The sequence below is a fragment of the Pseudomonas sp. TE3-3-F2023 genome, from assembly GCF_036784815.1.
Taxonomy (GTDB): domain Bacteria; phylum Pseudomonadota; class Gammaproteobacteria; order Pseudomonadales; family Pseudomonadaceae; genus Aquipseudomonas; species Aquipseudomonas pudica.
In genome coordinates, this window is the sequence record NZ_CP145113.1 from 852335 (window position 1) to 864498 (window position 12164).

Consider the following 12164-nt stretch of genomic DNA (forward strand, 5'->3'; position numbering starts at 1 on the left):
CCAATATCTCAGTCTCACTCCTCAAACCGGATCGGGCACAACTCCACCCCATCCAGCTTCTGCAATTCCTCGATCACCTGCGGCCTGGCCCGGTGCAGGGTCAGGCTCCCCCCCGCCCGCCGCAACCGCCGCGCCTCGCGGTGCAACATATCCACACCCGAGTAATCGATGAAGTTCACCTGCCGCGCATCGATCACCACATGCGGCCCCTGGCAGCGCTGCAAGCGCACCTGCAGGTAGTGCGCCGCACCAAAGAAGATCGATCCACCCACCCGTAGCACATCCGCCTCCCCTTCACGGCTCTGCTGCACCCGTGGCCGTGAGGTGCGCTTCAGATAGAAGAACAGCGACGCCAGCACTCCGGCATAGATCGCCGTCTGCAATTCCAGCAACAAGGTCGCCGCCGCCGTCAGTGCCATTACCAGAAACTCCGAGCGGCTCACCCGGAACAGCGCGCGAATCCCCCGGTGGTCCACCAATCCCCAGCAGATCAACAGGATGCTGCCGGCCATGGCCGGAATCGGCAGGTGCGCGATCAGCCCGGCTCCGGCAACGGCGAACACCGCCACCCACAGCGCCGAGAATACCCCGGCCATGGGCGAGCGTGCGCCGGCGTCGTAGCTCAGCCCGGAGCGGGTGAAGGAGCCGGAAGACAGGTAACCGGAGAAGAACGCACCGACGATGTTCGACAGGCCCTGTGCGCGTATTTCCTGGTCTGCGTCGATCAACTGCTCCGAACGTGCTGACAACGAGCGGGCGATCGACAGGCTGGTGACCAGCCCGAGCATGCCCACTGCCACGGCGCTGGGCAGCAGGCGCAGGATCAGTTCCACATCCAGCAAGGGCAGCGGGCTGAAGGGAGGCAGCTGGCCGGTGAATGCGGGCACACGCGGCACATGGCTAAAGAACCCAGGCAGCAGCCAGGCCAGCAGGCTCGCCAAAATCAGGCTTATCAACAGGCTGGGCCAGCGTGGGCGCCAGAGCTTGAAGCTTACGCCGATCACCACTGTGGCCAGGCCCAGAATCAAGGAAGGCAGGTCGACCTCGCCAGCATGGCTGGCCAGGTCCTGCACGGTCTTCAACGCCGTGGCTTGGCTTGGCAGGTCCATGCCCAGCAGGTTGGGCAACTGGCCCAGGGCAATGACGACAGCGGCGCCCAGGGTGAAGCCGAGCACCACGGAATGGGAGACGAAATTGACCAGTGCGCCGAAGCGCAAAAGCCCCAGCAGCAACTGGAAGATGCCGCCGAGGAAGGTCAGCAGCAGCACCAAGGTGACATAGTCGGCGCTGCCGGCCACGGCCAGCGGGCTGATGCTGGCGTAGAGCACGATGGAGATGGCAGCGGTCGGGCCGCAAATCAGGTGCCAGGACGAGCCCCACAGGCAGGCGATCAGTACTGGAACGATGGCGGCGTACAGGCCGTATTCGGCAGGCAGGCCGGCGATCAGGGCGTAGGCGATGGATTGCGGCAGAGCGAGGATTGCACCGCTCAGGCCTACCAGCAGGTCCTGGCGCAGGCTGCGGCCCGATTGGCGGGGGAGCCATGAGAGGAAGGGCAGCAGGTGAGTGAGGCGATGCATGGGTTATCCACATTCCTTACTGTTTCACCAATCCCTGTGGGAGCGGGCGCGCCCGCGAAGAAGCCGCCGCGGTGGATGGCACCGGCTTCGCCGGTGTTCGCGGGCATGCCCGCTCCCACAGGGATAGAGGTTTGCTTGTGAGGTTACAGTTTGGCTTTGACGGCCTCCAGCGCATTGCCATCAGCCTTGGTCGTCACCCCGGCCAACCACCCTTGCAGCAACTCGGGGTGCGCCTTAAGCCAAGCCTTGGCCGCATCATCGAAGCTGATCTTCTTGTCCACAACTTCGGCCATGATGGTGTTTTCCATGTCCAGCGTGAACTTCAGGTTACCCAGCAGCTTGGCCGCATTCGGGCAGGCTTGTGGATAACCCTTGCGGGTCAGGGTATACACCTCGCCCTTGCTGCCAAACCACTTCTCCCCACCGCTCAGGTAATGCATCTTCAGCTTCACGTTCATCGGGTGCGGGGTCCAGCCGAGGAAGGTGATGAACTGTTGTTTCTTCACCGCTCGGTCGACCTGCGCCAGCATCGCCTGCTCGCTGGACTCCACCAGCTTCCACTGGCCGAGGTTGAATTCATTCTTGTCGATGATTTCCTTCAACGACAGGTTGGCCGGTGCCCCGGAACCGATCCCGTACAGCTTCTTGTCGAACTGGTCGGCGTGTTTCTGCAAGTCGGCGAAATCCTTCACCCCGGCATTCCACACATAGTCGGGCACCGCCAGGGTGAACTCGGTTCCTTCCAGGTTGCGTGAAAGCTGCTGCACATCGCCATTTTCGATGAATTTGTCATGAAAGCCCTGCTGCGCTGGCATCCAGTTGCCGAGGAAGGCATCGACGCGGCCATCCTTGAGGCCACCGTAGATGATTGGCACGGCCAGGCTGTCGATTTTCACCCGGTAGCCCAAGCTTTCCAGAAGCAGGCGGGCCAAGGCGTTGGTCGTGGCGATGTCGCTCCAGCCGGGGTCGGCCATCTTCACGGTGGTGCATTGCGCGTCGCTGTCGGCGGCGTAGGCTGTGGCGGTACCCAGGCTCAGGGCCAGGGCGAACACGGCTGCAGAGAACTTGTGCATGGCGGCCTCTCTTCTCAATCCAGGGGGGCGGGCTGTGGATAACGTGCCTTGCGCTCGAGGTCGTCGAGATCGATGTGGTTGCGCATGTACTGTTGACTGGCATCCACCAGCGGTTGGTGGTCCCAGCTTTTCAGCTTGCCGATGGCCAGCGCCTCGGCCACCAGGCGGCGCCGCCGCTGGCTGGCAAGAACCTGCTGGCGCAGGCTGGGGATATCCCAACGTTGCTGTGCTTCATCGACAAATGCCTGCAGCAGCGCCTGGTGTTCCGGGCTGCCGGTGAGATTCTCCCGCTCGTGCGGGTCGCGGCTCAGGTCATAGAGTAGGCATGGGTCGTCTTCGCTGTACACGAACTTGTACGGGCCCCGGCGGATCATCATCAGAGGGCCGACGGTGCCTTCGGCCATGTATTCGCCAATCACTTCGTCATGGCCGCCCTGCCCTTGCAGGTGGCCGACCAGTGAGCGGCCATCCAGGTGCAGGTGGTTATCCACAGCCCCGCCAGCCAGCTCTACCAGGGTTGGCAGCAGGTCGCAGGTAGATACCGAGGCGCTGACCCGGGCTGGCGCGAAGCGCATTGGCGCGTGTACCAGCAACGGCACCCGTGCCGACATCTCGAACCAGTGCATCTTGTACCAGAGGCCACGCTCGCCAAGCATGTCGCCGTGGTCGCCGGAGAAGACGATCAGGGTGTCGTCGGCCAGGTTGCATTCTTCCAGGGTCTGCAGCAGCAGGCCGATGTTGTCGTCGATGTAGCTGCAGGCGCCAAAGTAGGCACGGCGGGCGTCACGAATTTTGTCCACAGGCAGCGGTTTGTTCCACAGGTCGTAGACCTTCAGCAGGCGTTGCGAGTGCGGGTCGAGTTCTGCCTGGCCGAAATCGTTGCGGGGCATGGGGATATCCATACCCTCGTAGCGGTCCCAGTAGCGCCTGGGGATGGTGTACGGGTCGTGCGGGTGGGTCATCGACACGGTCAGGCAGAAGGGTCGGCCATCGTTTTCACGCACATGGTCGTACAGGTACTGGCGCGCCTTGAACACCACTTCCTCGTCGAAATCCAGCTGGTTGGTGCGCACGCATGGGCCGGCCTGCAGCACCGAGGACATGTTGTGATACCAGCTCGGGCGCACGTCCGGTTCATCCCAGTTCACCGCCCAGCCGTAATCGGCCGGGTAGATATCGCTGGTAAGGCGTTCTTCGTAGCCATGCAACTGGTCCGGGCCGCAGAAGTGCATCTTGCCCGACAGCGCTGTGCGGTAACCCAGGCGGCGCAGGTAATGGGCGTAGGTCGGCACGTCGGCGGGGAAGTCGGCGGCGTTGTCGTAGGCGCCGATGCGACTGGGCAACTGGCCGCTGACCAGAGTGAAGCGCGACGGCGCGCACAACGGGCTGTTGCAGTAGGCCGAGTCGAACACCACCGCCTGTTCGGCAAGGCAGCTAAGGTGCGGCATCTGGATCGGCGAAGAGGCGTAGATCGGCAGCAAGGGCGCGGCCATCTGGTCGGCCATGATGAACAGGATATTCGGGCGCGTCATGGTGGCTTCCATCGTTGAGGGTTATGCGAACCGCTTGCCTATCAAGATGCGACTGTGGATAACATGGGTAAAGCCCATGGCGGGCAATGACTGGGATTAGCCACGCTAATGTTTGATCACCTTGCCGAGCTGTCGCTGGATACCTTGCGCGTGTTCGAGGCCGCCGCACGCTTGCGCGGCTTTACCGCCGCGGCGCTGGAGCTGGGCACCACGCAGCCGGCGGTGAGTCAGCAAGTCAAACGGCTGGAGGCACAGTTGGGTACGCGCCTGTTCGACCGCATTTATCGGGGTATCGAGCTGACCGAGGCTGGCCAGGTGCTGTTCGAACAAGTGCATCAGGGCCTGCAGGCCATGGAGGACGGCATTGCCCAGGCCAGTGGGCGCGGCCAGCGCGAAGTGCTGCAGGTGGCTACCGACTTCGCCTTTGCAGCGTTCTGGCTGATGCCACGGCTGCAGCGTTTTCACGAGGCTTATCCACAGGTGGATGTGAGCCTGGTGACCGGTGAGCGCAGCCAGGGCATGTTGCGACCGGACATCGATGTGGCGGTGCTGTTTGGCGACGGGCGTTTTCACCAGGGCGAGAGCCGCTGGCTGTTCGATGAGGAGGTTTTTCCTGTGTGCAGCCCTCGGCTGATTCATGGCAAACCCTTGTCAGCCGTGGCTTTGCAACGATTGCCCTTGCTGCATTTGAAGGGCGAGCAGGCTAGCCGTTGGTTTGACTGGGCGGGCGTGTTTCGCGGGTTTGGTGTGGCCAGCCCGCCGCCGGCCGGGCAGTTGCGGTTTGATAACTATACGTTGCTGATCCAGGCGGCGATCGCCGGGCAAGGGGTGGCGATTGGCTGGGGGCACCTGGTGGATGGGCTGGTGGAGCAAGGATTGCTATGCCGGCCGTTGGAAGGCAGTTTGCGCTCGGCGCGCGGGTATTACGCGGTGCTGCCACCACGCAAGCGGCGTGGGGCGTTGATCGAGCGATTCGTGGATTGGCTGGAGCAAGAGCGTAGCCTTTGAGATTTTGGGGCCGCTATGCGGCCCATCGCGACACAAGGCCGCTCCTACAAAGGCCGGCCCGTGTAGGAGCGGCCTTGTGTCGCGATGGGCTGCACAGCAGCCCCGGCAATCTAGACCACGAAGTTCAGATGCTCGCCCCGGTGCAAATCCAGCTCCAGCATATCCACCATCCCTGCCGCGACCCTGGCCAGGTGCCGCAACGGCTCGGCCAACCCCGGCTCCAGCGTACCTTCAGTGCTGCGAAAATGCTCCATCCCCAACCCGGCCAGTTCCTGTGGGGCATTGATCAGCGTCCAGTGCAACGCACTGCGCTGTAACCCGTCCACCACCTGGTCCACACACTCCCGCTCTGTCTCGCTGTACTTGCCCGGCTCATCCAGCACATCGAAATCGCCCACCAGCAACAGCCGGCGTATAGTCGTACGCTTCAGCCCCGCCACCAGCGCCTCGCTCATGCGGGCTTGCCCGGGCAAATCGCCCGGTGCCAGTGTCGACAACAAGGCAATTACTGCTGACCCGCCTGCCGCGCCCTGCTCCGCCTGGTCGGCATCGCCCAGCCCGCCTATCTTGAAATGCAGGCCGGGGCGCGGCGCGTGGCGGTTGAGGTCGTCGACCACGGCGGTGACTTCGTGCTGGCGCGACAGCAGCTCTACCATCAGGGCGTTGCCCAGGCTGCTTTCAGGCCCGAACAGGACCAGTTTGAACACTGGGGTTTCGGCGTTTTTCACTGCATCACTCCCTTTGCAGGTGGTGATGGTTGGACCGCAATCAGGAGTTATCGTGCAGAGGATCAAGGGTTACCACGCCCATGTTTACTACGACGCAGCGACCATGGACCAGGCCCGTGAACTGTGCGAGGAAGCGGCGCGTTTGTTCCCCGTGACCATGGGGCGCATGCACCAGAAACCGGTGGGGCCGCACCCGGACTGGAGCTGCCAGTTGGCGTTCGGGCCGGAGGTGGTGGGTGTGGTGTTGCCTTGGTTGGCGTTGTATCGGAAGGGGTTGGTGGTTTTCATGCACCCGCTGACCGGGGATGAACTGGCGGACCACCGTGACCATGCGATCTGGATGGGGGCTGTGCGGCCGCTGGATCTGTCGATGTTTGGGGGCTAGATCTTCATAGTCTGTACTGGCCTCATCGCCGGCAAGCCAGCTCCCACAGGGATATCACAGGGCCTGAGGGCGGCGCTGTACCTGTGGGAGCTGGCTTGCCGGCGATGAAGGCGACGCGGTTCAACGGCGGGCGCTGCGCACTCCTTCAGCCAGTGCCGAGCACAGGCTCAATACATCTTTGACTGCCTGCTCGGCACTATTGGCCTGGGCAATCTTGTCGACCAGCGCCGAGCCCACCACCACGCCGTCCGACAGTCGGGCTATGGCCGCAGCCTGCTCCGGTGTACGAATGCCAAAACCAACGCTGATCGGCAGATCGGTATGCCGACGCAGGCGGGCAATGGCTTGGGTCACGTGCTCGGTGGTCGCCGAGCCGGCGCCGGTCACGCCGGCCACCGACACGTAGTAGACGAACCCGGAGCTGCGCTCCAGCACGCGCGGAAGGCGCACGTCGTCGGTGGTAGGGGTAGTCAGGCGGATGAAGTCGATACCCGCAGCCTGGGCCGGGGTCGCCAGTTCGGCGTCGTGCTCTGGTGGCAGGTCGACGATGATCAGGCCATCGACACCCGCTTGCTTGGCTTCGGCCACGAACTTTTCCACGCCAAAGCGGTGGATCGGGTTGTAGTAACCCATCAGTACGATCGGTGTGGCCTGGTTATCCACACGGAATTCGCGAACCATCTGCAGGGTCTTGGCCAGGGTCTGGCCAGCTTCCAGGGCACGCAGGGTGGCCAGCTGGATGGCCACGCCGTCGGCCATCGGGTCGGTGAACGGCATGCCCAGCTCGATCACGTCGGCACCGGCTGCCGGCAGGCCCTTGAGGATCTGCAGCGAGGCGTCATAGCCCGGGTCGCCCGCGGTGACGAAGGTGACCAGTGCCGAGCGGCCTTCGGCCTTCAGCTCGGCGAAGCGTTGTTCAAGACGGCTCATGCCTGTTTCTCCTGGGCGGCCATGTGGTTCATGACGGTTTGCATGTCTTTGTCGCCGCGGCCCGACAGGCACACGACCATCAGGTGGTCCTTGGGCAGCTTCGGTGCGCGCTTGATCGCCTCGGCCAGGGCGTGGGAGCTTTCCAGGGCCGGGATGATGCCTTCCAGGCGGCAGGTGGCGTGGAACGCATCCAGCGCTTCGTCGTCGGTGATGCTGACGTACTCGACACGCTTCACTTCGTGCAGGTAGGCGTGCTCCGGGCCGATGCCCGGGTAGTCCAGGCCGGCGGAAATCGAGTGGGCGTCGGTGATCTGGCCGTCTTCGTCCTGCAGCAGGTAGGTGCGGTTGCCGTGCAGCACGCCCGGTACACCGCCGTTCAGGCTGGCGGCGTGCTTGTCGGTGTGCACGCCATGGCCACCGGCTTCGACGCCGATGATCTGCACGCTTGGCTCTTCGAGGAACTCATGGAACAGGCCCATGGCGTTGGAGCCGCCACCGACGCACGCAACCAGGCTGTCTGGCAGGCGGCCTTCCTTCTCTTGCAACTGGGCGCGGGTTTCCTTGCCGATGATCGACTGGAAGTCGCGGACCATGGCCGGGTACGGGTGCGGGCCGGCCACGGTGCCGATCAGGTAGAAGGTGTCTTCGACATTGGTGACCCAGTCGCGCAGGGCCTCGTTCATGGCATCCTTGAGGGTGCCAGTGCCGGCGGTGACCGGGACGATCTCGGCGCCCAGCAGCTTCATGCGGAACACGTTGGCCTGCTGGCGCTCGATGTCGGTGGCGCCCATGTAGATCACACAAGGCAGGCCGAAGCGGGCAGCGACGGTGGCGGTGGCCACGCCATGCATGCCGGCGCCGGTTTCGGCGATCAGGCGCTTCTTGCCCATGCGCTTGGCCAGCAGCACCTGGCCGATGCAGTTGTTCACCTTGTGCGCGCCGGTGTGGTTGAGTTCTTCACGCTTGAAGAAGATCTTCGCGCCGCCGCAGTGCTCGGTCAGGCGCTCGGCGAAGTACAGTGGGTTGGGGCGGCCGATGTAGTCGCGCTGGAAGTAGGCCAGCTCTTCGAGGAACTTGGGGTCTGCCTTGGCCGCTTCGTATTCGCGGGCCAGGTCCAGCACCAGTGGCATCAGGGTCTCGGCCACGTAGCGGCCGCCGAACGAGCCGAACAGGCCGTTGGCGTCGGGGCCGGGGCGGTATTGGGACTGGGTCATGGGGCGCTCCAGGGCGTTATGAATGAGTGACGGGCTTTACTGTAACCACGGCAAGCCCGGCTGAAAACCGATAAGATTGCGCAAACTTGTCAGAAAAACTCACAGATAAAATGGCCCACGACCTCCCTCCCCTCAATGCCCTGCGGGCCTTCGAAGCGACCGCAAGGCTAAACAGCGTCAGCCAGGCTGCCGAAGCGCTGCACGTCACCCATGGCGCCGTCAGCCGGCAGATCAAGGTACTTGAAGAGCACCTCGGCGTCGCGCTGTTCGTGAAGGACGGGCGTGGCATCAAACTCACAGATGCCGGCGTACGCCTGCGCGATGTCAGTAGCGAAGCCTTCGATCGCCTGCGCAGCGTGTGCGCCGAGCTCAGCCACGATGTCAGCGAGGCGCCGTTCGTGCTGGGCTGCTCGGGCAGCCTGCTGGCGCGCTGGTTCATCCCACGGTTGGGGCGGTTGCAGGCAGATTTGCCAGAGCTACGCTTGCACCTGTCGGCCGGTGAAGGTGACCTGGACCCGCGACGGCCTGGGCTGGATGCGCTGCTGGTGTATGCCGAGCCGCCATGGCCGTCGGACATGCAGGTGCATGTACTGGCCGAGGAGCGCATCGGGCCGGTGCTCAGCCCGCATTTCGCCGGTTTCGAGCGCTTGCGGGGCGCGCCGGCCAAGGCCTTGCTGGGCGAAGCCTTGCTGCACACCACCTCGCGTCCGCAGGCTTGGCCGACCTGGGCACTGGAACAGGGGTTGGAGCCGGCGACCCTCCACTATGGCCAGGCTTTCGAGCACCTGTATTACCTGCTGGAAGCTGCGGTGGCCGGGTTGGGTGTGGCGATTGCGCCGCAGCCGCTGGTCGCTGATGACCTGCGGGCGGGCCGTTTGAATGCGCCGTGGGGCTTTTCACCTACCCCTGCGGCATTGGCGCTGTGGGTGCCCAGGCGCGCCGCGGACGGGCGCGCCGAGCAGTTGGCGCAGTGGCTAAGGGCAGAACTGGCGCGACAGGGCGCTTAGTTGCGTTTGCACATCAGGTACGCCGCCAGCAGGCCTAGCGCGCCAATGGCGACGCCGGCGGTGGTGTACGGGTGTTCCTGGGCATAGTCGCGGGTGGCGATGCCGGTCTGGCGGGTGCGGTGCTTCACTTCCTCGTAGGCATCGCTCAGCAGATGGCGCGAATGACGAAGGGCGCTCTCGGCGTTGCTGCGGATTGCCTTCACCGATTTCTGGGACTCCTCCGACGCATCATGCTTGAGGTTTTCCAGGCTTTTCAGAAGGCTCTCGATCTCCGCTTCCATGCTTTCCAGGGACGTTCTACGCAGCGAATTGCGGTGCATGTTGACTCTCCTTTGCAGTATGGACTGTAAGGATTGCGACCTTGGGCCCGCGGGAAAGTGCGATCGAACTTTCGCCAATAGTGACCGCTCGCAGGTAAACCAGGCCTGCACTGCTAGGCTCAATCTCACCATCATCCGAGGAGAGCGCTCATGACCGATCATCACACCTACAAGAAGATCGAACTGGTGGGGTCTTCGACCACCAGCATCGAAGAGGCGATCAACAATGCTCTGGCCGAAGCCGGCAAGAGCATCAAGCACCTGGAGTGGTTCGAAGTGATAGATACCCGTGGCCATATCCGTGACAACAAGGCGGCGCACTTCCAGGTCACGCTGAAGGTCGGCTTCCGTATCGCCAATAGCTGACATATTGCCGGGCTGGATGAGCCCGACATGATGGGGTATTTAGGAAGAGGGCGCCTTGGCGGGCGCCCTTTCTGATGTCATCTGCACAAGGAAAGCGAGTGATGAACAAACTGATTCTGGCGCTGGGCCTGATGACCCTGGCCGGTGGTGCGCTGGCGGCGGGCAAGCCGTGCGAGGAACTCAAGGCAGAGATTGCGGCCAAGCTGGATGCCAAGGGGGTTACCGGCTACAAGTTGGAGATCGTCGACAAGGGCGACCCGGCCGGCAAGGTCATTGGTAGCTGCGAGGCTGGTACCAAGGAGATTGTGTACCGGCGCGGTTAACGGGTTGGGTTCTTCGCGGGTAAACCCGCTACCACAGGGATATCACAGGCCTGAGAGCGACGCCGTACCTGTGGGAGCGGGTTTACCCGCGAAGAAGATCACGCGGTCTTGAGAGCCTGCGCCAACAGTTCATAGGACCGAATCCGGTCCGCATGCTCATACAAATCACAGGTGAAGATCAGCTCATCTGCTCCGGTCTGCTCCAGCAGCACTTCCACCTTGGCCCGCACCTTCTGCGGGCTGCCAATCATCGCCAAGCCGAGGAAGCTGCCCACCGCGTCCCGCTCATGGGGCAGCCACAGCCCATCCATGCTTTCCACCGGCGGCTTCTGCATCAGGCTCTGCCCGCGAATCAGCGCGAGGATGCGCTGGTACACGGACGTGGCCAGGTATTCGGCCTTTTCGTCGGTTTCCGCCACCACCATGGGGATGCCCAGCATCACGTATGGCTTGTCCAGCGTTGTCGAGGGCTTGAAGTGGTTGCGGTACACGCGGATCGCCTCATGCATGTAGCGCGGCGCAAAGTGCGAGGCGAAAGCGTAGGGCATGCCGCGCATGCCGGCCAATTGAGCGCTGAACAGGCTGGAGCCGAGCAGCCACATCGGTACGTCGGTGTCGTGCCCTGGCACGGCGATCACTTTTTGATCATCGGTACGCGGGCCGAGGTAGCGTGACAGTTCCTCGACATCGTCCGGGAAATCATCCGGGCCGCCGGCGCGGTCGCGGCGCAGAGCGTAGGCGGTCATCTGATCGGAACCCGGCGCGCGACCCAGGCCCAGGTCGATGCGCCCTGGGTACAGGCTGGCCAGGGTGCCAAACTGCTCGGCGATCACCAGCGGTGCGTGGTTGGGCAGCATGACCCCGCCAGAGCCCACGCGAATGCTCGAGGTGCCCCCGGCCAGGTAGCCGATCAGCACCGAAGTCGCCGAACTGGCGATGCCGTCCATGTTGTGGTGCTCGGCAACCCAGAAGCGGTTGTAACCAAAGCGTTCGACGTGCTGCGCCAGGTCCAGCGAGTTGCGCAGCGACTGCGCCGGGCCGGCGTCGGCGCGCACCGGCACCAGGTCGAGGGTGGAAATTTTCAGTTCACGCAGCTGCGTCATGGAGCCTCCGCAAAGGTTTTTGGCCACAGGCCTTTACAACTCTGTATGGGCACATTCGACGGATTCAATGCTTGCCGTGCGATTGCTCTGAACTTGCTGTAGGCGGCTGACCTCTGAAGCCATGAGCATGTAACCCGAGACCAGGAGGCATCATGAAAAAGACAGCATCGGCGATCTGGCAAGGTGGCCTGAAGGACGGCAAAGGCCTGCTTTCTACTGAAAGTGGCGCGCTCAAGCAGAACCCCTACGGTTTCAATACCCGTTTCGAAGGCTCACCCGGGACCAACCCGGAGGAGCTGATCGGCGCGGCGCACGCTGGCTGCTTCTCGATGGCACTGTCGATGATGCTGGGCGAAGCGGGGTTCACCCCGGACAGGATCGACACCGCTGCCGAAGTGACACTCGACAAGCAAGCTGATGGCTTTGCCATTACCGCAGTGCATCTGGTGCTCAGGGCCAAGGTGCCTGGGGCGAGTGAAGCGCAGTTCCTGGAGATTGCCGACAAGGCCAAGGCTGGGTGCCCGGTGTCCAAGGTGCTGAACGCGAAGATCAGCCTGGATGCGGCGCTGGTGGGGTGAAGCAGTGCAATAAGGGC

14 protein-coding genes are annotated in these 12164 nt (G+C 63.3%); 6 read left to right on the plus strand and 8 right to left on the minus strand.

The window, feature by feature from the left end:
- Positions 1–14: 14 nt before the first annotated feature.
- The 3 genes from V3314_RS03845 to betC all read right to left on the minus strand — a co-directional run bounded on the left by V3314_RS03845 (position 15) and on the right by betC (position 4185).
- A complete protein-coding gene (locus V3314_RS03845) occupies positions 15–1580 on the minus strand; it encodes a SulP family inorganic anion transporter (RefSeq protein WP_338459934.1) in 1566 nt (521 codons plus the stop codon).
- Between the two features lie 143 nt (positions 1581–1723).
- The gene (choX, locus tag V3314_RS03850; protein WP_196187883.1) at positions 1724–2653 is read right to left on the minus strand and encodes a choline ABC transporter substrate-binding protein; all 930 of its coding nucleotides are present in this window, start codon (positions 2651–2653) and stop codon (positions 1724–1726) included.
- Between the two features lie 14 nt (positions 2654–2667).
- Positions 2668–4185, minus strand: a complete 1518-nt coding sequence (betC, locus tag V3314_RS03855) for a choline-sulfatase (protein ID WP_196187884.1) — start codon at positions 4183–4185, stop codon at positions 2668–2670.
- 108 nt (positions 4186–4293) lie between these two features.
- On the opposite strand from betC, the gene V3314_RS03860 reads away from it, so the two are divergent.
- On the plus strand, positions 4294–5193 hold the full coding sequence (locus V3314_RS03860; protein ID WP_025337194.1) for a LysR family transcriptional regulator: 900 nt from the start codon (positions 4294–4296) through the stop codon (positions 5191–5193).
- 110 nt (positions 5194–5303) lie between these two features.
- Here V3314_RS03860 and V3314_RS03865 read toward each other — a convergent pair whose 3' ends face one another.
- Positions 5304–5921 (minus strand): NAD(P)H-binding protein, encoded by a 618-nt coding sequence (locus V3314_RS03865; protein WP_046615298.1) that lies wholly within the window; start codon positions 5919–5921, stop codon positions 5304–5306.
- Positions 5922–5973: 52 nt separating this feature from the next.
- Here V3314_RS03865 and V3314_RS03870 point away from each other — a divergent pair, with 52 nt between their 5' ends.
- A complete protein-coding gene (locus tag V3314_RS03870; protein ID WP_046615297.1) occupies positions 5974–6306 on the plus strand; it encodes a DOPA 4,5-dioxygenase family protein in 333 nt (110 codons plus the stop codon).
- Between the two features lie 120 nt (positions 6307–6426).
- Here the strand turns inward: V3314_RS03870 and trpA are convergent, their stop codons facing one another.
- Both trpA and trpB read right to left on the minus strand, forming a co-directional pair.
- Positions 6427–7236 (minus strand): tryptophan synthase subunit alpha, encoded by an 810-nt coding sequence (gene trpA / locus V3314_RS03875; RefSeq protein ID WP_046615296.1) that lies wholly within the window; start codon positions 7234–7236, stop codon positions 6427–6429.
- Complete coding sequence (gene trpB / locus V3314_RS03880) at positions 7233–8450, minus strand: tryptophan synthase subunit beta (RefSeq protein ID WP_015268451.1); 1218 nt, start codon at positions 8448–8450, stop codon at positions 7233–7235. Before trpB ends, trpA begins: the two co-directional genes overlap by 4 nt.
- A 110-nt stretch (positions 8451–8560) precedes the next feature.
- Between trpB and V3314_RS03885 the strand changes: the two genes are divergently transcribed.
- Positions 8561–9457, plus strand: coding sequence for a LysR family transcriptional regulator (locus V3314_RS03885; protein WP_046615295.1), 897 nt, complete (start codon positions 8561–8563; stop codon positions 9455–9457).
- Here V3314_RS03885 and V3314_RS03890 read toward each other — a convergent pair.
- Positions 9454–9777, minus strand: a complete 324-nt coding sequence (locus V3314_RS03890; RefSeq protein WP_003261039.1) for a DUF883 family protein — start codon at positions 9775–9777, stop codon at positions 9454–9456. The two genes, V3314_RS03885 and V3314_RS03890, sit on opposite strands and share 4 nt — an antisense overlap.
- A gap of 150 nt (positions 9778–9927) precedes the next feature.
- Here V3314_RS03890 and V3314_RS03895 point away from each other — a divergent pair, with 150 nt between their 5' ends.
- Entirely contained in the window at positions 9928–10143 is a 216-nt protein-coding gene (locus V3314_RS03895; protein ID WP_013970282.1) for a dodecin, read from the plus strand.
- 101 nt (positions 10144–10244) lie between these two features.
- Positions 10245–10466, plus strand: a complete 222-nt coding sequence (locus tag V3314_RS03900) for a DUF1161 domain-containing protein (RefSeq protein WP_003261041.1) — start codon at positions 10245–10247, stop codon at positions 10464–10466.
- A gap of 98 nt (positions 10467–10564) precedes the next feature.
- On the opposite strand, the gene V3314_RS03905 is transcribed toward V3314_RS03900, so the two are convergent.
- Positions 10565–11569 carry an LLM class flavin-dependent oxidoreductase gene (locus V3314_RS03905; protein ID WP_046615294.1) on the minus strand — a complete coding sequence of 335 codons (1005 nt, stop codon included), beginning with the start codon at positions 11567–11569 and terminating at the stop codon, positions 10565–10567.
- A gap of 152 nt (positions 11570–11721) precedes the next feature.
- Here V3314_RS03905 and V3314_RS03910 point away from each other — a divergent pair, with 152 nt between their 5' ends.
- On the plus strand, positions 11722–12147 hold the full coding sequence (locus V3314_RS03910) for an OsmC family protein (RefSeq protein WP_046615293.1): 426 nt from the start codon (positions 11722–11724) through the stop codon (positions 12145–12147).
- Positions 12148–12164 lie beyond the last annotated feature (17 nt).